Origin of the sequence: Pseudovibrio axinellae, assembly GCF_900110875.1 — a bacterium.
Taxonomy (GTDB): Bacteria; Pseudomonadota; Alphaproteobacteria; order Rhizobiales; family Stappiaceae; genus Pseudovibrio; species Pseudovibrio axinellae.
Genome location: NZ_FOFM01000002.1, coordinates 477768 through 501152, shown reverse-complemented (window position 1 = coordinate 501152; position 23385 = coordinate 477768). Strand labels below are relative to the sequence as shown.

21 protein-coding genes are annotated in these 23385 nt (G+C 50.7%); 14 read left to right on the top strand and 7 right to left on the bottom strand.

Annotated elements, in window-relative coordinates; translation table 11 throughout:
* Positions 1–44: 44 nt before the first annotated feature.
* The 4 genes from BMZ51_RS07215 to BMZ51_RS07200 all read left to right on the top strand — a co-directional run bounded on the left by BMZ51_RS07215 (position 45) and on the right by BMZ51_RS07200 (position 3581).
* The gene (locus tag BMZ51_RS07215) at positions 45–368 is read left to right on the top strand and encodes a phosphoribosyl-ATP diphosphatase (RefSeq protein WP_068005210.1); all 324 of its coding nucleotides are present in this window, start codon (positions 45–47) and stop codon (positions 366–368) included.
* A 54-nt stretch (positions 369–422) separates the two neighbouring features.
* The gene (coaA, locus tag BMZ51_RS07210) at positions 423–1388 is read left to right on the top strand and encodes a type I pantothenate kinase (RefSeq protein ID WP_068005207.1); all 966 of its coding nucleotides are present in this window, start codon (positions 423–425) and stop codon (positions 1386–1388) included.
* 328 nt (positions 1389–1716) lie between these two features.
* Positions 1717–2679 carry a hypothetical protein gene (locus BMZ51_RS07205; protein WP_068005205.1) on the top strand — a complete coding sequence of 321 codons (963 nt, stop codon included), beginning with the start codon at positions 1717–1719 and terminating at the stop codon, positions 2677–2679.
* 140 nt (positions 2680–2819) lie between these two features.
* Positions 2820–3581, top strand: a complete 762-nt coding sequence (locus BMZ51_RS07200) for a GNAT family N-acetyltransferase (protein WP_068005203.1) — start codon at positions 2820–2822, stop codon at positions 3579–3581.
* A 126-nt stretch (positions 3582–3707) separates the two neighbouring features.
* Here BMZ51_RS07200 and BMZ51_RS07195 read toward each other — a convergent pair whose 3' ends face one another.
* Entirely contained in the window at positions 3708–8516 is a 4809-nt protein-coding gene (locus BMZ51_RS07195) for an NAD-glutamate dehydrogenase (protein WP_068005201.1), read from the bottom strand.
* A gap of 357 nt (positions 8517–8873) precedes the next feature.
* On the opposite strand from BMZ51_RS07195, the gene argC reads away from it, so the two are divergent.
* Together argC and leuD are read left to right on the top strand one after the other, a co-directional pair.
* Entirely contained in the window at positions 8874–9821 is a 948-nt protein-coding gene (gene argC / locus BMZ51_RS07190) for an N-acetyl-gamma-glutamyl-phosphate reductase (protein WP_068005199.1), read from the top strand.
* Positions 9822–9865: 44 nt separating this feature from the next.
* Positions 9866–10471, top strand: a complete 606-nt coding sequence (gene leuD, locus BMZ51_RS07185; RefSeq protein ID WP_068005197.1) for a 3-isopropylmalate dehydratase small subunit — start codon at positions 9866–9868, stop codon at positions 10469–10471.
* A gap of 65 nt (positions 10472–10536) precedes the next feature.
* On the opposite strand, the gene BMZ51_RS07180 is transcribed toward leuD, so the two are convergent.
* On the bottom strand, positions 10537–11160 hold the full coding sequence (locus tag BMZ51_RS07180) for a LysE family translocator (RefSeq protein ID WP_068005193.1): 624 nt from the start codon (positions 11158–11160) through the stop codon (positions 10537–10539).
* 90 nt (positions 11161–11250) lie between these two features.
* On the opposite strand from BMZ51_RS07180, the gene BMZ51_RS07175 reads away from it, so the two are divergent.
* Positions 11251–11721 (top strand): Lrp/AsnC family transcriptional regulator, encoded by a 471-nt coding sequence (locus BMZ51_RS07175; RefSeq protein WP_074881900.1) that lies wholly within the window; start codon positions 11251–11253, stop codon positions 11719–11721.
* Here the strand turns inward: BMZ51_RS07175 and BMZ51_RS07170 are convergent.
* On the bottom strand, positions 11718–12224 hold the full coding sequence (locus BMZ51_RS07170; protein WP_068005191.1) for a cyclic nucleotide-binding domain-containing protein: 507 nt from the start codon (positions 12222–12224) through the stop codon (positions 11718–11720). The two genes, BMZ51_RS07175 and BMZ51_RS07170, sit on opposite strands and share 4 nt — an antisense overlap.
* Positions 12225–12249: 25 nt before the next feature.
* Positions 12250–12933: a response regulator transcription factor gene (locus BMZ51_RS07165; protein WP_068005189.1), complete on the bottom strand. Its 684-nt coding sequence runs from the start codon at positions 12931–12933 to the stop codon at positions 12250–12252.
* A 198-nt stretch (positions 12934–13131) separates the two neighbouring features.
* Here BMZ51_RS07165 and BMZ51_RS07160 point away from each other — a divergent pair, with 198 nt between their 5' ends.
* The 7 genes from BMZ51_RS07160 to BMZ51_RS07130 all read left to right on the top strand — a co-directional run bounded on the left by BMZ51_RS07160 (position 13132) and on the right by BMZ51_RS07130 (position 19322).
* On the top strand, positions 13132–13704 hold the full coding sequence (locus BMZ51_RS07160; protein ID WP_074881897.1) for a L,D-transpeptidase family protein: 573 nt from the start codon (positions 13132–13134) through the stop codon (positions 13702–13704).
* Between the two features lie 151 nt (positions 13705–13855).
* Positions 13856–14761, top strand: coding sequence for a diaminopimelate epimerase (dapF, locus tag BMZ51_RS07155; RefSeq protein WP_068005187.1), 906 nt, complete (start codon positions 13856–13858; stop codon positions 14759–14761).
* Entirely contained in the window at positions 14758–16026 is a 1269-nt protein-coding gene (gene mtaB, locus BMZ51_RS07150; protein WP_068005185.1) for a tRNA (N(6)-L-threonylcarbamoyladenosine(37)-C(2))-methylthiotransferase MtaB, read from the top strand. Before dapF ends, mtaB begins: the two co-directional genes overlap by 4 nt.
* Before the next feature lie 30 nt (positions 16027–16056).
* Positions 16057–17592, top strand: a complete 1536-nt coding sequence (gene ftsY / locus BMZ51_RS07145) for a signal recognition particle-docking protein FtsY (protein WP_068005183.1) — start codon at positions 16057–16059, stop codon at positions 17590–17592.
* 127 nt (positions 17593–17719) lie between these two features.
* Positions 17720–18331, top strand: coding sequence for a LysE family translocator (locus BMZ51_RS07140; protein ID WP_068005181.1), 612 nt, complete (start codon positions 17720–17722; stop codon positions 18329–18331).
* Between the two features lie 43 nt (positions 18332–18374).
* A complete protein-coding gene (locus BMZ51_RS07135) occupies positions 18375–18836 on the top strand; it encodes a methyltransferase family protein (RefSeq protein WP_068005176.1) in 462 nt (153 codons plus the stop codon).
* A 153-nt stretch (positions 18837–18989) separates the two neighbouring features.
* A complete protein-coding gene (locus BMZ51_RS07130) occupies positions 18990–19322 on the top strand; it encodes a hypothetical protein (protein WP_068005170.1) in 333 nt (110 codons plus the stop codon).
* Between the two features lie 102 nt (positions 19323–19424).
* Here the strand turns inward: BMZ51_RS07130 and BMZ51_RS07125 are convergent, their stop codons facing one another.
* The 3 genes from BMZ51_RS07125 to BMZ51_RS07115 are packed head-to-tail and all read right to left on the bottom strand — an operon-like array spanning position 19425 to position 23377.
* Positions 19425–21059, bottom strand: coding sequence for an ABC transporter ATP-binding protein (locus BMZ51_RS07125; RefSeq protein ID WP_068005168.1), 1635 nt, complete (start codon positions 21057–21059; stop codon positions 19425–19427).
* Positions 21060–21076: 17 nt separating this feature from the next.
* Positions 21077–22261, bottom strand: a complete 1185-nt coding sequence (locus tag BMZ51_RS07120; RefSeq protein ID WP_068005167.1) for an ABC transporter permease — start codon at positions 22259–22261, stop codon at positions 21077–21079.
* A gap of 6 nt (positions 22262–22267) precedes the next feature.
* The gene (locus BMZ51_RS07115; RefSeq protein ID WP_068005165.1) at positions 22268–23377 is read right to left on the bottom strand and encodes a microcin C ABC transporter permease YejB; all 1110 of its coding nucleotides are present in this window, start codon (positions 23375–23377) and stop codon (positions 22268–22270) included.
* Positions 23378–23385: the final 8 nt, after the last annotated feature.

Here is a 23385-nt window from a genome sequence, read left to right as displayed (position 1 = left end):
GGTATTATGGATCTATCTGCAGCGGCCTCAAAAAGGCTAGTCAAATGACCAATTTCACCCTTTCGGACCTAGAGGTTATCATCGCTGCACGTGCGAACAGTGATGATGAGCTGTCTTACACACGAAAGCTGATTTCCAAGGGTGTTTCCAAGTGCGCGCAAAAGCTTGGAGAAGAAGCCGTTGAAACAGCAATTGCCGCTGTAGAGCGTGATAGAGATGAGGTTGCTTGCGAAGCAGCTGACCTGCTTTATCATCTACTTGTTGTACTAAGGGTTTCCGACGTGCCTCTGGACGAGGTTATGGCCAAGCTGGCAGCACGTACCGGACAGACCGGACTGGAAGAGAAGGCCTCTCGCAAAGACGGCTAATTCTTACCAGCAAACGCGAAGTGGGAGGCACGACGAGCCTTGAGCGCTAACGCTATGCAAAAAGAAATTGCTCCAGTGCAAGAACTGGACCTTTCTCCATACTCTGTCTTTACAGAGAGCGAATGGGCGTCGCTGCGAGCAGACACTCCCATGACATTGCGGTTGCAGGAAATTAAAGACCTGCAATCACTCAATGACTACGTCTCCATTGAGCAGGTAAAGAACATTTACCTGCCTCTTTCGCGCCTGCTTGCTTATTACGTGGAAGCCTCGCAAAGCTTACAGTTTGCGACCAAACGCTTCTTGGGCATGAAACTTGACCGGACGCCGTTCATTATCGGTATCGCTGGTTCCGTTTCTGTCGGCAAATCTACGACAGCGCGTTTGTTGCAGGCTTTGCTGTCTCGCTGGCCTGCAAGCCCGAAGGTTGATCTGATCACCACAGATGGGTTTTTGTATCCTAATTCTATTTTGGAAGCAGAAGGCCTGATGCGGCGGAAGGGCTTTCCTGAGAGTTATGACCGCTCTGCCCTCCTCAAATTCCTCACCGATATTAAAGGTGGCGAGGGCGATGTGCGTGCCCCGATTTACTCGCATTTCTTCTATGATGTGATGCCTGGGCAGCATGTTGCGGTCGATCAGCCCGATATTTTGATCGTCGAAGGGCTGAATGTTTTGCAGACATCTCATCAGCCAAAAGCAGCGAAAGCTGTGCCCTTTGTCTCTGATTTCTTTGACTTTTCCATCTACATTGATGCGGAAGAGCAGGTGCTGCAGCGCTGGTACCTGGAGCGCTTCATGCGCCTGCGTGAGACGGCGTTCAGAGATCCTGGTTCATATTTCCATAAATTTTCCACAATTTCGAACGATAAGGCGCAAGAGATCGCGAAGGATCTTTGGCAAAACATCAATCTGGAGAACCTTCGCCAGAACATCTTGCCGACGCGCCCACGTGCTGATCTGATCCTGACCAAGGGTACGGACCACAGCATCGAAAAGGTTGCGCTTCGTAAGATTTAACCGGGCAGAGACGCTCAACAGTCATAGAACAAACAGGCGACGCTTTTGGCAAAGCGTCGGTGTGTTGTGTTTTGTGAGCGCGTCACTGGTTTGCTTGGCACTTAATGGTGTCTTTGCATACCACCTGCGCCTGTCGGCATGCGCGATGCTTGCCGTGCAGGTTACTTGCGACAGTAAAACAACAGCTGCGCACCACCGACATTTTGGCATGAACTGCGGAGCGTGAAAGCGCACCGACCGTTCCCTATTGCCTAAATTTGTAATCCCGCGATGCAACATGCGCGGGAACCGGTGCAGCTGTGCTTAAAACATGCTTTTCGGAGGAATAATGTTACAGCTTGCCAAGGTTTCCGCGTTTACGGGGCTGAGTTTTATGCTGCTTACGACAGCAGTTATAGCTGAACCAAATGCTTCATTTGGTGATAGTTTTTCATCTGATGAGCCTGTTTCTCTGCTTTCCGGGGAAGATACTCTTCCTCAAAATAAGATGACGACCTCCGGTAATTACAGCGTTTCTACGCCGATCCTTGCAAAGGGGTGGGAAACAAATAAGGACGGAACAGCAGGTGATTCCCTGCAACAAATTCTTCCTGTCGGGACACAACTGAGTGTTTTGGACTGGGCGAACGACGACACCAAGGGCGAACTTGTGCGTTTGGGTGTCGACGAGCCAGAGGAAGCCGGTGAGGCAGCCTCCGATATTTTCGTTTCCAAGGCTGATTTTGCGACTTACGGATTGAGTGAAGCAACAAAGCTAAGTCGTGATGAGGCGAACAACATCGCAGGTAGCGAAGAAGACAGCTACATTGGGTACGCTTCGGCTGTGGTTGCAGCACGTTCTGGCGGAAGACGCTCTGTTCGTAAGCGCCGCGGAATGACGTATTGCTACCGCTATGTGAAAAAGCACCTTATTTCTGAGGGCTTGGTTGATACCTACATTCCAGGTGGATCTGCTTATATGGCGATCCAATCCCTTCCTAAGTACGGGTTTAAGCGCCTTCGCGTCAGCAGCCCGGATCGTGCGCCAGTTGGTTCCATCTGCGTGTATGATCGCGATAAGCGTAACCGTCATGGCCACATTGAAGTAAAAAAGAGCGATACTTGCTATTGGTTCGGCTACGGCTGCAACAAGAACTCAATGTACGGACGCCGTGATTTCTACGACTGCTTTGCGAAAGGCGATGTAAAGCGCAGCTTTTGGGCCTCTTTGTCCTCTAAGGACAAAAAGCCAAAGGATAAACGCGGGACTTCCACTCTCATAAGGAAGAACGACCCTTCCGAACGCAAGTAGAACAGACAAGTGGTAAATGACCTTCCGGCGACGTGAGGTCATTGCCACTTTGGTACTGCAATATTCCAGAAACTGGACGTTTTCCCTGAACCGGTTTGTCTGCATATTTTACTGTAGATTGATCTTAGGGAACGACCAAGATGGCAACACAAAACAACCGAAATACTATAGGCCAGATCGTAGGCGCCGACTTATCCAGCTGGACGCCTGCCCTCCTTCCCTTAGATGAAACGATGGAGGGGAACTTTTGCCGACTGGAACGCCTTCTCCCGGCTGCCCATGCAGTAGAGCTCTATGAGGCCTTCAGCACCGATCAGGACGGCCGTGGCTGGACTTATCTACCTTATGGTCCATTTGACAATTACCCTGACTTCCTTGACCACGTGACAGATCTTGCTAGCGGCTCTGACCCGTTGGCGTTCGCCATTATTGATGTTGAAAGCGGGAGCGCTGTTGGCATAGCGACCTATCTCAGAGTTGCACCTGATGCTGGTAGTATTGAGGTTGGGCACATTCACTTTTCCCCTTTGCTACAGCGCAAGCCTGGCGGGACTGAAGCCATGTTTTTGATGATGAAAAATGTCTTCGAAAAATGGGGGTACCGGCGCTATGAGTGGAAATGTAACTCTCTGAATACAGCCTCGCGAGAAGCGGCTGTGCGCCTTGGCTTTAGCTATGAGGGAACCTTTCGGCAAGCTGGTGTTGTCAAAGGCAAAAACCGAGACACATCGTGGTTTTCTGTGATTGACAGCGAATGGCCGGTTCTTAAAGCAGCATTTGAGGGATGGTTGGCGCAAGATAACTTCGATGCAGAGGGCAAGCGTATGACCTCCTTGCCTGAGTTAATCGCTAAAGAAGAAACCACATACCAGATTAAGGCTCTTGCATTGCGGGCAGGCTGATCGCGTTGTCGCAGGATACCAACTTGGTTTTATACTAGGAGTATATTGCGAGCGGACGCGCCGCGCAGTGCTCTGGCCTAAAGCAAAAAAGCCCCGGTGCAGACAGCTGCACCGGGGCTTTTTCAATTAGTGTGTCAGCTCTGCAAGCATGCCTGCAGCGACCGAGAACTTGGAGACAGACAAGTCATTCTCCAAGATCTCATTGGTTGCTTTCAGCGTTCTTTCAGCTTTAGCACCGTTGCGTTCTAGCCAGCCATCGAAGCCATTTTCGTCTTCGAGCGCTTGAGCGGTCAAGTTACGCAGCGCTTCTACGAGCACCGTACGAGAGCGATCAAGAGCAAGGCCGTCGTAGTAATCACGGATCGCAAACTCACGCGCCAGCTCTTCGATCATTCCAAACCGGAAGTGCTCTGCAACGCGGAAGTAAGATTGAGCCACCTCATCCACATTACGATTTGCCTTCTCAGAAACGAGAACCATGTCTGGAATGACCATTTCACCGATGAGACGAGCAATGCGTGCCGCAATCATGACCGGTACGCCAGCCTCTACCAGACGGTTGGTTTCAACTTTGAGCGTTTCGGCCTGTTTTTCTGAGAGGAATGTTTCCAGACGCGGCGACAGCAACTTAACAGTGTCACGGAAGCGACTGATGACTGCCTCTAGTCCACCCTCGAAGGAAACATTGCGCAGGAACCAGATCACTTGACCAAGCACAAGGTCTTGAACCACAGAGTAGAGTTCAAGCTGTAGCTCGCCTGAGATCGTATTGTCGAGACGATCAATATCTTCGTTCAACTGGGTTAAGCCAAAGGAATCACGAACAACTGCAAATGCACGCGCTACGTCCGTCACGGCTGCACCGGTCTGATCGATGATGCGGGTCAGGAAGGCAGGGCCACCTCGGTTGATTATGGAGTTCGCCAACATGGTCGCGATGATTTCGCGGCGCAGTCGGTGTCCTTCAATTTCCGAAGAGTAGGTTTCTGCCATCTGTTCTGGGAAGTAGCGGTACAGCTCCTTACCCAGATAAGCGTCGTCGGGCACAGAGCTGTGAAGCAATGTGTCATGAAGCGTGAGCTTTGCGTATGCCAGCAACACACCCAGCTCTGGGCGGGACAGGTGCTGGCCAGCTTTTTCGCGCTCTTCGATCGTTGCATCATCCGGCAAGTCTTCAACCGCACGATCCAGAAGGTCCTGAGATTCCAGCTGGCGCATCATACGCACCTGATACCCAAGATCTTCCAGGCCACGGCGATCACAAAGGGAGATCGCGAGTGTCTGCAAGTAGTTGTTACGCAGAACAAGATCAGCGACCTCATCCGTCATATCTGCAAGAAACACATTGCGATCTGGAACGGTCAGGATGCCCTTTTTAACAGCTGCGCCCAGCGCAATCTTGATGTTCACTTCCATATCCGAGGAGTTCACACCAGCTGAGTTATCGATCGCATCTGAGTTACAACGTCCCCCAACACGGCTAAACTCGATACGCGCTTTCTGCGTGATCCCAAGGTTTGCACCCTCACCGATCACTTTCGCGCCAACTTCAGAAGCCGTGATACGGATCGCATCGTTCGCGCGATCACCAACATCGTTGTTGTTCTCATCAGATGCGCGAATGTATGTTCCGATGCCGCCGAACCAAAGCAAATCTGCCTTCATCATCAAGATCGCAGTCATCACTTCCTGCGGTGATGCTTTGGACTTAAAAAGACCCAGCAGCTTTTGAACCTGAATTGTCAGCGGAATTGACTTTACAGAGCGCGAGTAGATACCGCCGCCTTCAGAAATCAGCTCTTTATTGTAGTCCTGCCATGAAGAACGCCCAAGGTCGAACATACGTTTACGTTCATCCCAAGTCGCCGCCGGATCCGGGTTTGGATCGAGGAAGATGTCACGGTGATCGAACGCTGCAACAAGCTTGGTTGCTTTGGAAAGCAACATGCCGTTGCCGAACACATCTCCCGACATATCGCCAACACCACATGCGGTGAACGGCTCTTTCTGGATGTCCCGATTCATTTCGCGGAAGTGGCGCTTTACAGCTTCCCATGCGCCGCGTGCCGTGATGCCCATTTTCTTGTGGTCATAACCAGCAGAACCACCGGATGCGAAGGCATCGCCCAACCAGAACCCCTTGTCTTCGGAAATGGCGTTTGCGGTATCTGAGAAGGTTGCAGTCCCTTTGTCAGCTGCCACAACAAGGTATGGGTCATCCTTATCATGACGCACCATCAACTCTGGCGGCAAAACAAGATCAGCATCCAGATTATCTGTCAGATCCAGCAGGGAGGAGATGAAGATCTTGTAGGCCTCCGTGCCTTCTGCGATCCACTCATCACGACTTCCAGTTTTTGGAAGCTGCTTTGGCAGGAATCCGCCTTTAGCGCCGACCGGAACAATCACGGCGTTCTTGACCTGCTGTGCCTTTACCAAGCCAAGCACTTCTGTGCGGTAGTCCTGCGCACGGTCAGACCAACGCAGGCCACCACGCGCTGCCGGGCCAAAGCGCATGTGAACACCTTCAACGCGCGGGCTGTAAACGAAGATTTCGCGATACGGCAGCGGCTTTGGAAGACCCTCTACTTTGTGCGGATCAAGCTTGAAGGCAAATGTAGATTTCGGCTGGCCGTCTTCGTCCAACTGAAAGAAGTTGGTGCGCAATGTTGCCAGAATCAAGTTTTGGAAACGACGTAGGATTCGGTCATCGTCAAGGCTTGTTACTTCATCAAGGCTTGCGGAAACCTCATCAATCAGACGCCCCTCCTGTGCCGCACGCTCTGAGGCTGCAAGTGCAGGATCGAAGCGTGTATAGAACAGGTGAACCAGTCTTTGAGCGATCTGTGGATATCGGTTAAGAGTTCGCCACATATAATCTTCAGAATAGAGTATTCCAGCCTGACGCAAATAGCGCGAGAGTGCTCTGATCATGGCGATGTCGCGCCATGCCAAACCAGCGGTCAATGCCAGCCTGTTATATCCGTCATTTCCAGCCTGTTTATTCCACACTGCGAGGAACAACGCGCCCAAGCGTTCAATGTCTGCTTCGGAGAAATTGCGGAAGTGCTTTTCGTCCAAATACAGCGTTGTGTCGTGCAGGTAGCTCAGTTCGCGATCTGCCGGCGTAATCCGGTAAGTTCTTTCATTGATGACACGGAAACCAAGGTTTTCCAACATCGGAACACGTGCAGAGAGCGGGATTGGCTTGTTAAGGTGATATGCACGCAGCGAAATTTGGCCCTTGCCTTCTCGCTCACGCTTATAAAACCTGATGACAAGCGGCCGCTTCTCTTTGAGTTGTTCGATACGGCGAATATCTTTGGTTGCCGTCGCAGCAGGTGTTGCGGACGTGTATTCGCCATCAAACGCAGACCCATAGCGCTTCAACAACGCACCAGAGACCACATTTCCATAAACCGAGCGCAGAGCTTCCTTCAGGCTGTCAGTCCAAGTGCGGATAATCTCCTGAACTGCGGCCTCCAGCTCTGCCTGAGACGGATTTGGAGTTTCTCCGGTATACCGGCCTATGATGAAGTGCACACGGGCAAGCGGGCCTTCCGGAAAGCTCGCATACCATGCAGACATGCGGCCTTCGTATACGCTTGCAAGGTACTTGCCAACTCGCTCACGAATATTCGTGGTAAAGTGATCTCGCGGAATATACGCAATAACGGATACGAAGCGATCAAACTTGTCAGTTCTGGAGAGCAACCGAATGCGAGGTCGCTCAGTCAACTGTAAGATAGCATCGGCAAAGTTAGACAGCGTTTCAGCATCAACCTGGAACAGGTCATCACGCGGATAGCCTTCCAAAATATTGCGCAGTGCACGTCCACTATGGCTCTCTGGATCAAAGCCATGTTTCTTCATGACTTTCGCTGTCTTATGGCGAATGTATGGAATTGAACCGGTTGAGCGCGTGTAAGCCGTTGCGGTGAAGAGACCAACAATGCGCAGTTCACCGCGAAGCTTGCCTTCATCATCAAACAGCTTCACGCCGATGTAGTCCATGTGCACCTGACGGTGGACACGGCTACGGATATTGGCCTTACCGATAATCAGCGGTTCCGGCTTAAGCAGGAACTCTCTGATTTCCGGAGTCATCACAACGAACTCGGCGCCCTTGCGCAGCACGCGCACGTTCGGGTCTGCCAAGATACCAAGGCCTGAGCCTTTGATCAGGGAGAGTTCGCCAATGTCACTGGTATCATCGAAGATAAATTCTCTAACGCCCAGCAAGGTGAAGTTATCAGCAGCCATCCACTCAAGAAAAGCGATTGCTTCGTCAAACTGTTTGTTATCTGCCTTTTTACGGACCTGCTGGTACTGCTCGACGGCCAATTGAATTCTGTCGCGCATCGGGCGCCAGTCATTCACTGCCTGTCGAACATCATTGAGAACAAGCTCGAGATCTTCTTCGAGTGCCTTGTTGTCCTCTTCAGAATTCAAGCGTGTTAGATGAATGTGGATGAGACTTTCACGTCGGACTGATGGACCTCCTTGCCCAACTGTTCCGTGGAACTCTTGCAAGTTACCATTGTCATCACGCTCCACCACAAAGAGCGGGTGCAGCACGATACGCACTTCGTGACCTGCAGTCTGGATGGCTCCCATTACCGAGGAAACAAGGAAGGCCATGTTATCGTTGACGATCTCAACGACGGTGATGTCTTCTAGTTGCTTACCGTCAGCATTGGGCTGCGGGTTAAACACCCGAATTCGGTGAGTTCCAAGCGGGTGGTTTGCAAAGTCCGCCCAAGCTTCCTGCGAAAGGACTGCTAGCTCAGAAGGGGTATAGTTTAGGAGATCTTCTGCATCAGCGTGACTGAAGAGGTCTTCGGCAAACCTTGCTTCGTCTTTATTTTCATCAATCAGCAGGGCACAGGTATCGGCGATAAGCCCAGCTTTAGCCTCGGTTGTCGTTTCAGACATTCAGGCGTTCCTCATCCAACATTATAGTCGGCACAGGCTGCGCAAACATGCCACATGGACGCGGCCTATGCTTTTGAAACCTATTAAGGTGCATTTGTGCAAATTTTCAATGCGAAACACGATAAGCCCCCCGCAAAAAAGTCAATTTCAGCAGAATGTTTTCGAATGTGAGTATCATACGCGAATTCTTGTAATATTCGATAAGCCCCTCCTTTGAACCTAAGGTTGCTTGAGCCATCCTCAACTGCCAATTGAGGACAGAGGCCTAAAAAAACGCTCCCAAATCTGTGACAATGGTCGGAGGACGTTGTACAAGCTCTGAACCTTATTCCAATTTCAAGCTCCAAGGAGTCATAAATGTCGGTGCGCGTGTTCATAGATGGAGAAGCCGGAACGACAGGCCTGCAGATCCGCGAGCGTTTAGCTGGCCGCCGTGACATCGAAATCCTCAGTATCGCTCCAGAGCGGCGCAAGGAGCTGGAAGCACGTGCAGACTTGTTGAACTCTGCTGATGTTGCGATCTTGTGTTTGCCAGATGATGCGGCGCTGGAAAGCATTTCGATGATCAAGAACGACAGCACTCGCGTGATTGATGCCTCTTCCGCACACCGTGTGAGCCCAGATTGGGCCTATGGCTTTCCAGAAATGACGAAGGACCAAGCCGACATCATTTCTACGGCACGTTTTGTCTCCAACCCTGGGTGCTACCCGCAAGGTGTAATCGCAACGGTTCGCCCTTTGCTGGAAGCTGGACTGATTCCATCTACCCACGCGCTAACTGTGAACGCTGTATCAGGTTACACTGGAGGCGGGCGCAAGATGATTGAGAGTTATGAAAGCAACGAACGGTCTTCACCATTCTGGCCGTACGCCCTGCAATTTGGACACAAGCATCTACCAGAAATTCAGCTTTATGCTGACCTAGCGCATGCGCCTTTGTTCCAGCCATCAGTTGGAAACTACGCGCAAGGCATGATGACATTTGTGCCTTTACAACTAGGACAGCTGCGCAAAGCACCAAAAGGCAAAGACTTGCATGCAGCTCTTGCTGACCATTTCTCCAGCGTTGCTGGTGACGTGGAAGTCGCGCCATTCGAAGGTGTGGATGCGATTGAAGACCTAAGCCCGGAAATGTTCAACGGTACGAACCATATGCGCCTGCATGTGTTTGCAAACGACGATAAAGCGCAAGCGCTGCTCGTGGCAATCTACGACAACCTTGGAAAGGGTGCCTCCGGAGCTGCCGTCCAAAACTTGAATATTATGATGGGCTTGAATGAGAATGTCGATCTCTGCATCGCCTAGCAACAACACTGTAATGTATTCCAGAGATTCTAGGAGAATAGCCCATGCAAAAATTTGAGACATTGACAGGCGTTGCTGCACCCCTGCCGTTAATCAATATTGATACGGATATGATTATCCCTAAGCAGTTTTTGAAGACTATTAAACGCACAGGGCTTGGTACTGCACTTTTTCATGAAATGCGCACTAACGACGATGGCACCCAAAACAACGAATTTGTATTGAACCAGCCAAGCTATGAGAAAGCCCAGATCCTGGTCGCTGGCGATAACTTTGGCTGTGGGTCCTCTCGTGAGCACGCACCTTGGGCCTTATTGGGCTTTGGCATTCGCTGTGTGATCTCGACCAGCTTTGCTGACATCTTCTACAACAACTGCTTTAAGAACGGCATTCTGCCAATTATTGTTAAGCAACATCATCTTGATAAGCTGATGGATGACGCTTCCAGAGGCTCCAATGCGACCATGACGGTTGATCTGGAAGCTCAGGAAGTGCACGGCTCCGATGGTGACAAAGTTAAGTTTGATCTGGATCCGCATCGCAAACATTGCCTCCTCAATGGCCTTGATGACATTGGGCAGACACTGGGAAAAACCGACAAAATCGACACTTACGAGAAAAATCTCGACGACAGCCATCCTTGGCACTGATCGAGCGTTTAGTTGCTGATGAAAGAAAGGGCGCCTTAAGCGCCCTTTTTGCTGCCTGACTGGGTCTACGCCATATCGGCAACCACCATGGAGATTCCAACTGCAAAAACACAGAGGCTCGCGAGCATAGAAACGCGCTTACCGTTATCACTGTTTGCCAGCCATAGCCTTGCTGGTCCTGAGACAAGGCTCCCAATCCCGTAGTAGACGATTAAACACAACAGGCTGGCAAGGAAACCAAACACGAGCGCATAGATCCAAAATGGCATCGCCTCAGGCACATAAAACTGCGGTAAAAGGGAGAAGTAGAACAACATCCCCTTTGGGTTCAGCAGACTTGTCAGAAAGCCGAACTTCAGGTCATTAGTGTGCGCAGGCGCCTGCGGCTCCTCATCTGAGGTCCACATTCCCTGGGCAAAAAACAAGCGGTAAGCCAGATACATAAGGTAGGCGAGCCCGACCCACCTGATCGCCTGAAACAATCTGGGTTCAGCCATGAAAAGAGACTGAAACCCAGCCGCGACCAAAACTGTAAACACAAGGTAGCCAGCGGAAATGCCGAGTGAGGCCTTAAGAGCTGCCGGTCTTCCACTGGCCAGTGCCCTGCTCGTTACATAAAGCATATCAGGGCCAGGGACGACAATCAGACTTAGAATGGTGATTAAAAAGAGAAGAGTATTTGTTGCCATTGAGTATCATATTCGATCTAGGTTTTATTTAGTATTTTTTCCGAATATACTCCGGTCACCTTCTTCAGAATATCGAAACAATTCCGAAATATGATCAATACTATACAGCTAGACCAAACAGACTTCGCCATAATGGAGATTTTGCAGAACAATGCACTGCGCCCTAACAAACAGATTGCGGCTGAGGTTAACTTAAGCGCGTCTGCTTGCCATGAGCGCATTAAGAGATTGAAAGACAGCGGTATTTTACAAAGCAGCCACGCAGTCGCCGACCCAAAAGCCTATGGCGTCGGCTTTGAGGCGATGTTTTTCATACAACTGGATAGACACGAAGCGCTTTTGGTCGAGGAGTTCATGCAGGAGGTGGTTGAGCTGCCTGAGGTGAAGTCTGTGGCCTTAATCAGCGGGGCTTACGACATTGTTGCTCATCTTCGTGTGCGAGACATCGATCACTTGAAGAGTCTTGCCTTCGAAAAGTTCACAAAGCGAGCTTATATCACCAAGATCGAAAGCTCTATTATCTATGATTTCAAAGAGAACAGGGTCCAAAAGCCGCTTTAGCTGCGTTTGCTTGCAACTTCTTTCTTGTGGCGTTCGCTGAGCGCCTCAACTTCATCCAGTCGTCGTCCCACGCGCGCCAGTGCCGCAGTTGCCTGGGTAAACTGGTTTGCTCGATCGACGTAAAGCTTTTGTGCGGTCTCTGGAAATTCCTGAAGCATGCGCGAAAAGAGGGCACGGCGGATGCGGATAAGCTCACAGTCTTCAAGAGCAACAGCACGGGCCGGACGCTTGCCTTCGGCCATCAGCGCATTTTCGCCGAACAACGTCCCAGGGCCGTAGGTTCCTCTGGGACGAGCCACGCGTCCCATTCCGGTTTCGAGCTGCACATTACCAATTGTTAGCACTATGCCGCCGTCAGCCCGCTCACCTTCGTTAAAAACGGTTCCGCCCTTTGGCACCTGCAACGTTTCAGCACTGAACGCGAGCAGGCGCAATTGGTCCTCGGTAAATTGAGCGAGGAGAGGTACTCGTCTTAAAATTTCGATGTCGCGGACTAAACTCATAGCAATTGGATTAGCCCCTTATGCCTCAAGGTACAAGCTTATATCCACCGGCTTCTGTAACCAGAAGCTCCGCATTGGATGGATCACGCTCAATTTTTTGACGCAGACGATAAATATGCGTCTCCAGGGTATGCGTGGTCACGCCCGAATTGTATCCCCAAACCTCGTGTAGTAATACGTCACGGGTCACTGGCTTTTCACCAGCCCGATAAAGGAATTTCAGGATCGACGTTTCTTTCTCGGTTAAACGTACCTTTGCGCCGCCGTCGTCATGCATTGATTTTGCTGCAGGTTGGAATGCATAACGGCCAATGGTGAACACGGCGTCTTCGCTTTGCTCGTGCTGTCGCAAATGTGCACGAATGCGAGCCAGAAGAACCGCAAATTTGAATGGCTTGGTCACGTAGTCGTTTGCACCAGCTTCCAGACCAAGAATTGTATCGCTGTCGGTATCGTGCCCCGTGAGCATAATAACCGGAGCTCCAAAACCAGCCTTACGCAAAAGCTTCACGGCTTCGCGGCCATCGATATCCGGCAGACCTACATCCATCAAAACAAGATCAAAATGATCTTCTTTCGCTTTCTTGATACCCGATGCTGCATTGTCAGCTTGGATGGTTTCAAATTCATCATAGAGTGACAGCTGCTCTACCAAAGCTTCCCGCAGGTCGTTATCATCATCAACAATCAGAATTTTACGTGCAGTCATATTTTCATCCAATCACCGAGCTGTGCAGCTAATTCTAAAACTATATCTCACAAATACATGGCGGGTTGCCCCAAAAAAGGCGAGCAAAAACATAGTAAATCTGATTTTTTTTCGTAAAATCTAGTTCACGCTTAAGTGACCCTCACTTTATTCGGGGTCAATTATCCCAGCACCTTCCTAGGGACAACAGGTTTGTAAATGCTACCTCTGGCCGTACCCACCCCACCCGCAAAACTGCGTAAAAAGACCCAAAAGACCCTGTTTGTAAGACATACAGGTAACGACCCGCACGAAGGAACGCTCACTCTCGGTGCGGTAACATATGCGTGTTCGCTGGGTAGATCTGGCTTAACGCACACAAAACAAGAAGGCGATGGAGCAACGCCGATCGGGCGTTTTGAACTGCTAAATGTGTATTACCGAGCGGATCGTGGGTCCTGTCCAGTAACATATTTGCCGGTTTCTCCGCTCTCTCCCCATGATGGGTGGTGTGATTCTCAAGAGGAGACACTTTATAATCGCCCAGTAGACCTGCCGTTTACGCCGAGCCATGAAAAGATGTGGCGCGATGATCGCCTCTACGACATTGTAGTTGTGCTGGACTACAACATGTACCCCAGCATCAAAGGGGAAGGCAGCGCCATCTTCTTTCATGTTGCTCGAGAAGGTTTTTTGCCAACAGAAGGCTGTGTTGCGGTTTATCCGGAAGTGATGCATCAAATTCTGGAGGAAATGGCACCCGGTGACGTCCTTGAAACGTGCCCGGATTAGCCCCAAACGCATTGATTACATTAGGAGGACTTTAAAGCTGCGGGTTCAATTGTCCCAACTGACGGTTTCTCTTGTATTTTTCCTAGTAATCCAAGGTATTTTCCTCCATATAGTGCGTTCTTGACAGATTAATGCGGATGGAAACAAGCGAATGACAGATATGCTGGTTCCCTTTTTAAAAATGAACGGTCTTGGCAACGATTTCGTGGTGTTCGATGCACGCGAGAACAATGTCACCTTAACGCCTGAGCAGATCGCTGTGATCGGGGACCGGACTAAGGGGATCGGCTTTGATCAAATGATCACTGTTGAGCCAACAAAATCCGATGCATATGCATTCATGCGCATTCACAACCGTGATGGCAGTGAGGTCGATGCTTGCGGTAACGCAACACGTTGCATTGGCCGCCTGCTCATGGGTGAGGCAGGCACTCCCAGCGTTCCTATTCAGACCAACGCTGGTTTGTTGATTGCACATGCTTCTGACACAGAAACGCTGGTGAGCGTTGATATGGGTATACCTCGCCTTGAGTGGGACCAAATTCCACTGGCTGAAGAGTTTGCCGATACGCGCGCCATTGAGCTTCAGATCGGGCCGATTGATGCGCCTGTTCTGCATTCACCAAGTGTTGTAAATGTCGGCAATCCGCATGCAATTTTCTGGGTGGATGATATTGAAGCCCATGACCTTGAACGGTTCGGGCCTTTGCTTGAATGTCACCCGATGTTCCCTGAAAAGGCGAATATCTCTCTTGCTCAGATCATTGGCGAAAACGAAATCCGCCTGAAGGTTTGGGAACGTGGTGTTGGCTTAACGCGCGCTTGTGGTACCGCTGCTTGCGCAACTGGCGTTGCTGCAGCACGGACGGGCCGGACAGAACGTAAGTGCACAGTTCATTTACCGGGAGGACCGCTGGGTATTGAGTGGCGAGAAGACAATGACCACATCATTATGACCGGTGAAACCGCAATCGAATTTGAGGGTGAGCTTGATCTCAACTCCCTCACCTATAAAAAAACCGCTTCGGGGGACGCGGCAATGGAGCCATTGAAGTGAGCATTGATGTTGTGACATTCGGCTGCCGACTGAATGCATATGAGTCGGAAGTGATGAAGCGCGAAGCTGAGGCCGCAGGCCTTAAAGATGCCGTGCTTATCAACACATGTGCCGTGACCAACGAAGCTGTCCGCCAAGCACGACAGACCATTCGCAAAACCCGCCGGGAAAACCCTGACGCACGCATTATCGTGACCGGCTGCGCGGCCCAGACAGAATCTGAAACCTTCGCTGAGATGGGTGAAGTGGATTTGGTTCTTGGTAACTCTGAAAAGCTGGAGCGCGCCTCTTATGGCCGTGTCGCTCAGTTCGGCATTGAAGAAACCGAGAAGGTACGCGTCAACGACATTATGAGCGTTCGTGAGACCGCAGGCCATTTGATCGATGGGCTTGAGGGACGCTCACGTGCGTTTGTTCAGGTTCAAAACGGATGTGACCATCGCTGCACCTTCTGCATCATCCCTTTTGGCCGAGGTAACTCACGTTCTGTGCCGATGGGTGTGGTCATTGACCAGATCAAACGCCTTGTCGACAACGGCTATGGCGAAATCGTTCTGACAGGCGTTGATATCACCTCCTTTGGCGCAGACCTGCCGGGAGCGCCAAAGCTAGGCACTCTCTGTTCCAAGATTTTGAAGATGGTTCCAGATCTTAAGCGCCTGCGTCTGTCCTCTATCGACAGCATTGAAGCTGATGATGAGTTGATGGAAGTGATTGCGCATGATCATCGGTTGATGTCGCATCTGCACCTTTCCTTGCAAGCTGGCGACAACATGATCTTGAAGCGCATGAAGCGCAGGCATTCTCGTGAGGACACTATCCAGTTCTGCGAAGACGTGCGCAAGATGCGCCCGGATGTTGTATTTGGCGCTGACATCATTGCTGGTTTCCCGACTGAGACTGATGAGATGTTCGAGAACACCCTGCGTATCGTTGATGAATGCGGGCTAACACACTTGCATGTGTTCCCATTCTCCCCTCGCCCAGGTACACCAGCAGCACGTATGCCGCAGCTTGATCGTAAGATCATTAAAGAGCGCGCCGCCCGTCTTCGTAAAAAGGGGCAGGAAGCTTTGTTGGCTCATCTTCGTGCGGAAGTCGGCAAGGAGCGCGAGATCCTCATTGAGCGTGAGGGACTTGGTCGCACTGAGCAATTTACTCAGGTTGAACTGGATGCGGATACAGCAGGAACCCTTGTTTCAGCACGCATTACAGGGCATACCGAAAGACATCTGATTGCAGAACCAATTGGCAAAGCAGCTTAAGTTTTTACATCTCAAAGGTATCTTTCCAGCATGAGCGAAAAGAAACGCGGTTTTTTCAGTCGCCTGTTTGGCGGCTCCTCAGAAGAAACACAGGACCAGCAAGAGAATATTGCGCCTACCAGCTCGGAGCTGCGCGAGTCCGTTGAAGGCCTTCAATCCGTTCCGCTTGATCCCCTAAAGGGCCTTGAAGAAACGGCCGAAGCCGTCGCAGATGAAACTCTTGATCTGGAAAATCCAGAGCATGATGCTGAGCCTGAGGTCATTCAAGAACCAGAAGATACCGATAAGCCTCATGATTTGGACAAGGCAGAAACCAAAGCCTTGGAAGAGACGGCTTATCTGGATGATGACCTTCTTCATGAAAATATTTCAGCAGACGCTGAGCCAGAGCAAGATATAATTTCCTCCAAGGACAGCGATGTGGCTGCTCCTGTTGCTGAGGATACTGCCGATGGAGAATCCGATCTCGCACCAGAGGTCCCTGAAGCATCTGGAAAAGCTGAAGGACCAGAAGAAGCAGGAAGCTTTGAAAGTGTTCGAGACTTCGGAGACGCAGAAAGCAGAGAAGAACCTCGAGAAACTGCGGCAGCAGGAGAAGCTCAACGAGCTGAAAAAACTGGAGAAGTTGTTCCGGTAAAGAAAAGCTGGTTCCAACGCCTCAAAGCCGGTCTATCCCGCTCCTCCAATGCTCTGACCGAGGGCATCTCTTCCATCTTCACCAAGCAGAAGCTGGATGCAGATACGCTGGAAGAGCTGGAAGACATCCTTATTCAAGCTGATTTTGGTATTGATACCGCAATCGCGATTACGGATCGCGTGTCAGATGGCCGGTACGATAAAGAAATTTCGGGCGAAGAAGTCCGCGCAATTCTTGCTGAGGAAATTGAAAGCGTTCTGGAACCAGTCGCGATCCCGCTTGATCTTGAAAGTGGGCACAAACCGCATATCGTCCTGATGGTGGGGGTCAACGGTACCGGCAAAACGACCACGATCGGCAAGCTCTCTTCTATGCTGCGTGACCAAGGCAAAAAGGTGATGCTCGCGGCGGGAGACACATTCCGCGCAGCAGCCGTTGAGCAGCTCAAAGTATGGGGTGAGCGAACTGGCGCCGAAGTTGTCGCACGTGATACCGGAGCAGATGCTGCAGGCCTTGCTTATGATGCCGTTGATACAGCTCTTTCCAACGGTACAGATGTGCTTTTGATTGATACTGCCGGACGACTTCAAAACAAAGCCGAGCTGATGGATGAGCTTGAAAAGATCATTCGCGTGATCAGAAAGCGCGTCCCAGATGCACCGCATACGACACTTTTGACGCTTGATGCGACAACTGGCCAGAATGCGCTCTCACAAGTGGAAGTCTTCGGAAAAATTGCTGGCGTTACAGGGCTTGTGATGACCAAACTGGATGGCACTGCCCGTGGCGGTATTCTTGTTGCCATTGCCCGTAAATACAAGCTTCCAGTGCATTTCATCGGCGTAGGTGAAGGCGTGGAAGACCTGGAGCCTTTCTCTGCCAAAGACTTCGCAGCCGCAATTGCTGGCAGAGACGAAGCCTTAGATTGACAATAGAGGGGCTTAAAGCCCCTTTCAATTTTCAAGACGACATTAGACGTAAGTTCGTTGGACGCTTGCAAGGGATCAGATAAGGTAGGCTTTCAAAGCCTACCCTGCGATCTCCCGAGGCCCGTCTATGAGCTTAGAATACATTCTCACATCCTTCGTCGTTATCCTTCTGCCCGGTACAGGCGTGCTTTATACGGTCGCAGTTGGACTGGGTAAGGGGTTCCGGCCAAGTATCGCAGCTGCGTTTGGATGTACGTTAGGGATCGTGCCAGCAGCGCTTGCAAGCATCATTGGCGTTGCAGCTGTGTTTCACACCAGCGCGCTGGCGTTTCAGATCCTCAAATATCTCGGTGTTGCTTATCTTTTCTATATGTCCTGGAGCATTTTACGTAGCGGCAACGCTCTTGGAGTAAGTGGTGAGGAGCGTGAGCGCAGTTTATATCGCACCGTTCTTGACGGGGTTTTGCTGAATGTGCTGAACCCGAAACTCTCTATGTTCTTCCTGGCCTTTCTTCCTCAGTTTGTCTCACCCAACAGTGAGAATGCGACATACGCCCTGCTTTTGCATGCTTTTGTTTTCATGGGCCTCACCCTTCTTGTCTTTATATGCTACGGCGTCACAGCATCACTGACCCGCGATTATGTGATCAACCGCCCAAAAGTCATGGCTTGGCTCAAACGGGGATTTGCAGCTACGTTTGGCGCTCTTGGTGTCAAGCTGGCACTCTTTGAAAGCTGACTGGCGGATTACTCGCTAGATAGAAATAAGCTATTGGAACATAATGGATTATTTTAAGCTTAGGTTCCCGCCAGTTTTGGTTTTCGCTGGCTTTGCCATTCTCATTTGGATCACGGCGCTGTTCTTGCCAGGCAATGTACAACTACACGGAGTGGAGACGGCATTTCTGGTAATTGGCATCGGCGCTGGTGGTTATTTCGGTGTTACAGGGCTCTCAGAATTCAGAAGGGCCAGAACAACAGCAAACCCTACTCACCCTGAGAACGCCAGCGCAATTGTTTGTGAAGGGATTTTCTCCAAGACCCGAAACCCAATGTATTTGGGGCTGCAGTTTATATTGCTGGGCTGGGCCATCTATCAGGGTAATTTGTTTGCAATTCCCGTTGCTCTTGGCTTTGCCGCTTACATAACCGCTTTTCAAATAATACCGGAGGAAGCCATTTTGGAAGAGAACTTTGGTGAAGAGTATCTTAAATACAAAGCCCGCGTTCGCCGCTGGATGTAGTTTATTGGCAAGCTTTTTCAGACACCGGCGTAGCCGATTCTCAGTTGCTTCAAGCTAGGAAGACCATCGTTACCTGTTGGTAACGGGGCGTATTTAGTATTCCTGTGTGTTTTCGGGCCATTCACCTAAGAAAACAAATAAAAGGAAAACACGATGGCCATACTGATGAAGTTTAAAGGCATAGCACAGGTCTACAAAGACAAAAGCAAAATTGAGGGTGCTTTGAAAAAAGCAAAGGTTGATGAATCAAACTCTACCGCTTTTATGAAGGAGCTTGTCTCCAAACGCTCGCGGGCGGAAGATAAATTTCTAGAAGAAGTTAACAACGACTCTAAGCTGAAAAAATTTGAAGCCAAATTCACCCACTCTGACGGGGGCTATGGCAAAGAGTTGAAGGCGGCAGCCGAGCGTGTCGTCATTCAACTGGTGTATGATAGCGGGAAAGTTTCCTTGAAAATTGGCCGGGATGTCGTCGTGGCATCTTAATTGTCGTCCATCTCAACCACCACAGGTTATCATGGCCGAACGAGCGGCCATGATACTATGTTTGGGTAGCTATTCTATACCGCAGCATTTTTCAGTCAGCTGCTACGTTCCAATTACACCACCTTCAATCGCTTCCATGCGGAATGCGGCAGCCATGAGTGCTTTGGTGTAATCGGTTTGAGGGGTGTCGAAGACCTCATCTGACGTGCCTGCCTCCATCACTTTGCCGTGCTGCATAACAACCACATCATTGGCAAGCGCGCGAACAACCTTCAAGTCGTGAGAAATGAACAGATATGCTAGGCCATGGGCCTCTTGCAGATCTCGAAGCAAGTCTACGACCTGAGCTTGAACGCTCATATCCAAAGCAGAGGTTGGCTCGTCCAGCATCACAAATTTAGGCTCAAGCACCATTGCGCGTGCAATCGAGATACGTTGACGTTGCCCGCCAGAAAACTCATGCGGATAACGGAAGCGTGTCGCTGCATCGAGGCCTACTTCTTCCAGTGCAGAGGCAACCCTGGCTTCTCGCTCACTTGAGGAAAGCGCTGGCATGTGAACCTTCAACCCCTCGCCAACGATCTCAGAGACCGACATGCGCGGAGATAGAGAGCCAAACGGGTCTTGAAACACGATCTGCATATCTCTGCGCAGCGGGCGCATCTGCTTCCAAGAATACTCCTGAATTTCGGAGCCACTGAAGCTAATCCGCCCATTGGATGAGATCATACGCAGGATTGCAAGGCCGAGCGTTGTTTTACCAGACCCGCTTTCACCAACGATGCCAAGCGTTTGCCCGCGGCGCACCGTGACATCAATTCCATCCACCGCTTTGATGTGACTCACGGTTTTGCGCAGAAATCCGCGTTTAACCGGGAACCAGACCTTGAGGTCTTTCGCCTCAACGACGATGGGCTGACTTGCATCACTTGAAGGAGGAGAGCCTTTTGGTTCTGCGGCAAGCAGGTGTTTCGTGTAGTTGTGTTGCGGGCTTTCGAAGATATCGTCGGTGTGACCACTTTCAACAATTTTGCCCTGCGTCATCACACAGACGCGATCAGAGATCCGGCGAACAATGCCAAGGTCATGGGTAATGAAGAGCATCGCCATGCCGGTGCTCTTTTGCAGGTCCTTCAACAACTGTAGAATTTGCGCCTGGACTGTTACGTCCAACGCGGTTGTTGGCTCGTCAGCAATCAAGAGATCCGGTTCATTTGCCAGTGCCATAGCAATCATGACACGCTGGCGCTGTCCACCAGACAGCTGATGCGGGTACGATTTCAATCGTTCTTCCGGGTTTGGAATGCCGACTTGGCTCAGCAGTTCCAGCACACGTTTTCTCGCGCTAGTCTCACCCAACCCACGATGGATCTTCAGGATTTCGGCGACTTGCTGCTCAATGGTGTGCACCGGGTTCAAAGAGCTCATTGGCTCTTGAAAGATCATTGAGATCTTGTTGCCTCGCACCCTACGCATTTCGCTTTCAGTTGCAGCGATTAAGTCTTCACCCTGATAGGGAATCCTCCCGGTTGGGTGACTTGCTGTTGGGTACGGCAAAAGCTTGAGCACGGAAAGTGCTGAGACCGATTTACCCGATCCGCTCTCACCCACCAGAGCGACGGTTTCACCCTTTTTGATATCAAAGGAGATTCCATCGACGGCCAGATTCAACTTCTCGCCCTGGCGAAATGCGACTGACAGGTTCTCAACAGAGAGAAGCGTTTGATTGTCACTCATGTCCGATCCTCCCTTTCTCAATTCATCGTTTTTCTAGGGTCAAAGGCATCACGAACCGCTTCCCCGATGAAGATTAGCAGGCTGAGCATGATCGACAGGACAAGGAAACCCGTCATCCCGAGCCAGGGAGCTTGCAAATTGTTTTTGCCCTGCTTGAGCAGCTCACCCAGAGAGGCCGATCCAGGAGGTAAGCCGAAACCGAGGAAGTCCAATGCTGTCAGCGTGGAAATAGAGCCGTTTAGAATGAATGGCATGAACGTGAGTGTTGCGACCATTGCATTTGGCAGCAGGTGACGACGCATGAGTGTTGTATTTGAAACGCCCAGCGCGCGGGCAGCAGAGATATACTCAAAGTTCCTGCCTCTCAAGAATTCGGCGCGCACCACCCCCACTAATGCGACCCATGAAAAGGCGAGCAAAATGGAGAAGAGAATCCAAAACCCTGGCGTTAACACCGACGAAATAATCAAAATGAGATAGAGCGTCGGCATTGCCGTCCATATTTCTATGAAACGCTGCATACCAAGATCAACCCAGCCACCATAAAAGCCCTGCACCGCACCTGCCCCAATGCCGATAACAGAGGATGCCAGTGTCAAAGCAAGGCCAAAGAGCACGGAGATACGAAACCCATAGACCAGCCTTGCAAGGACGTCGCGGCCCTGATCATCGGTGCCAAGCCAGTTCCAGTTCCCAATCGTACAGTTCGGGTCGTTCACACCTTCCGGGTAGCGCTCACAGCGTTTCTCTTTGTCCATCATCCAGCTCGGGGGAGCTGGTGCAGGAACCGGGATTTCATTGTTTACCGTTTGATAGGAGTAGCGGATTGGCGGCCATAGAATCCAGCCATTAGCATCAATCTCCTCCTGTATAAACGGATCACGATAGTCGGTTGTTGCAAGGAAACCGTTGAACTTTTCCTCAGGATAGTCAACGAATATCGGTGCTAGGATCTCTCCTTTGTACGAGACCAGCAATGGCCGATCATTCGTTATAAATTCCGCGCAGAGCGTTGTTAAAAACAGGAAGAGGAAGATCCAAAGCGCCCAGTATCCCCGCCTGTTTGCCTTGAAGTTTTGCAGTCGGCGACTGTTAAGCGGAGATAGCCTTTGCCGCTTTTCAGGTGGCTGGGTTTGTTCTGGGAGTGGGTTTATCGTTTCGTAGCCCTGATCGCGAAGGCGTTTTTCGAGTTGCGAATCCATTGCGCGTTACACCTCCCGGCTTTCAAAGTCGATCCGGGGATCAATCCAGGTGTAGGTGAGGTCGGAGACAAGGTTCACAATCAACCCCATAAGCGAAAAGATGTAGAGCGTTGCAAACATTACCGCGTAATCTCGGTTCAGCGCAGATTCAAACCCCAATAGGCCAAGCCCATCCAGAGAGAAGATCGTCTCAATGAGTAGCGAGCCTGCAAAGAATGCTGAGATAAAGGCTCCGGGGAAGCCTGCGACAACAATCAGCATGGCATTGCGGAAAACATGCCCGTAAAGAACTTGCCGTTCTGTAAGGCCCTTGGCGCGGGCGGTCTGCACATACTGCTTTCTGATCTCATCCAGAAAGGAGTTCTTTGTCAAAAGAGTTGTTGTTGCAAAAGCTGACAAGGCCATAGCGGTCAGCGGCAAGACCAGGTGCCAGAAGTAATCCAAAATACGGTGCGGCCAGGACATATCACTCCAGCCTTCCGAGGTTAAACCACGTAAGGGGAAGAAATCCCAGAAAGAGCCACCGGCGAATAAAACAATCAGGATGATCGCAAAGAGGAACCCTGGAATAGCGTAGCCAATAATTATGACTGTTGATGTCCAAACATCAAAGGAAGTCCCGTCCTTTACTGCCTTGCGAATTCCGAGAGGGATTGAGATCCCGTAGGAAATAAGGGTCATCCAAAGGCCGAGAGAAATGGACACCGGTAGTTTTTCGATGATCAGATCAACCACTGCGATGTCACGAAAGTAACTCTCACCGAAGTTAAAAGTGGCGTAATCCAAAATCAAACGCCCAAAACGTTCCAGCGGCGGCTTATCAAAACCAAACTGAACTTCCAGTTCCTTGATAAACTCCGGGTCAAGTCCCTGCGCACCGCGGTATTTTGATCCAGCACTGTCTCCACCGCCCTGATTGGCAGCAGGTGAGCTTCCTAAATCATTTCCCCCACCAGAAATTCGACTGGTCGCAGACACATTATCCCCTTGCAATTGAGCAATAACCTGCTCAATCGGCCCACCCGGTGCAAATTGGATAATAACAAAGTTAATTGCCATGATGCCGATCAGAGTCGGGATCATCAAAAGCAATCTACGCAGAATATAGGCGCCCATGGGCTTCT

Bases quoted from the DNA above. Each gene is read 5' to 3' on its own strand.
- BMZ51_RS07120 (WP_068005167.1), bottom strand. From the start codon at position 22,261: ATGGATTCGCAACTCGAAAAACGCCTTCGCGATCAGGGCTACGAAACG.
- BMZ51_RS07135 (WP_068005176.1), top strand. From the start codon at position 18,375: ATGGATTATTTTAAGCTTAGGTTCCCGCCAGTTTTGGTTTTCGCTGGC.
- BMZ51_RS07140 (WP_068005181.1), top strand. From the start codon at position 17,720: ATGAGCTTAGAATACATTCTCACATCCTTCGTCGTTATCCTTCTGCCC.
- BMZ51_RS07165 (WP_068005189.1), bottom strand. From the start codon at position 12,933: ATGACTGCACGTAAAATTCTGATTGTTGATGATGATAACGACCTGCGG.
- BMZ51_RS07175 (WP_074881900.1), top strand. From the start codon at position 11,251: ATGATCAATACTATACAGCTAGACCAAACAGACTTCGCCATAATGGAG.
- ftsY (WP_068005183.1), top strand. From the start codon at position 16,057: ATGAGCGAAAAGAAACGCGGTTTTTTCAGTCGCCTGTTTGGCGGCTCC.
- BMZ51_RS07215 (WP_068005210.1), top strand. From the start codon at position 45: ATGACCAATTTCACCCTTTCGGACCTAGAGGTTATCATCGCTGCACGT.
- BMZ51_RS07130 (WP_068005170.1), top strand. From the start codon at position 18,990: ATGGCCATACTGATGAAGTTTAAAGGCATAGCACAGGTCTACAAAGAC.
- BMZ51_RS07205 (WP_068005205.1), top strand. From the start codon at position 1,717: ATGTTACAGCTTGCCAAGGTTTCCGCGTTTACGGGGCTGAGTTTTATG.
- coaA (WP_068005207.1), top strand. From the start codon at position 423: ATGCAAAAAGAAATTGCTCCAGTGCAAGAACTGGACCTTTCTCCATAC.
- BMZ51_RS07125 (WP_068005168.1), bottom strand. From the start codon at position 21,059: ATGAGTGACAATCAAACGCTTCTCTCTGTTGAGAACCTGTCAGTCGCA.
- leuD (WP_068005197.1), top strand. From the start codon at position 9,866: ATGCAAAAATTTGAGACATTGACAGGCGTTGCTGCACCCCTGCCGTTA.
- BMZ51_RS07160 (WP_074881897.1), top strand. From the start codon at position 13,132: ATGCTACCTCTGGCCGTACCCACCCCACCCGCAAAACTGCGTAAAAAG.
- argC (WP_068005199.1), top strand. From the start codon at position 8,874: ATGTCGGTGCGCGTGTTCATAGATGGAGAAGCCGGAACGACAGGCCTG.
- BMZ51_RS07170 (WP_068005191.1), bottom strand. From the start codon at position 12,224: ATGAGTTTAGTCCGCGACATCGAAATTTTAAGACGAGTACCTCTCCTC.
- BMZ51_RS07195 (WP_068005201.1), bottom strand. From the start codon at position 8,516: ATGTCTGAAACGACAACCGAGGCTAAAGCTGGGCTTATCGCCGATACC.
- BMZ51_RS07200 (WP_068005203.1), top strand. From the start codon at position 2,820: ATGGCAACACAAAACAACCGAAATACTATAGGCCAGATCGTAGGCGCC.
- BMZ51_RS07180 (WP_068005193.1), bottom strand. From the start codon at position 11,160: ATGGCAACAAATACTCTTCTCTTTTTAATCACCATTCTAAGTCTGATT.
- BMZ51_RS07115 (WP_068005165.1), bottom strand. From the start codon at position 23,377: ATGGGCGCCTATATTCTGCGTAGATTGCTTTTGATGATCCCGACTCTG.
- dapF (WP_068005187.1), top strand. From the start codon at position 13,856: ATGACAGATATGCTGGTTCCCTTTTTAAAAATGAACGGTCTTGGCAAC.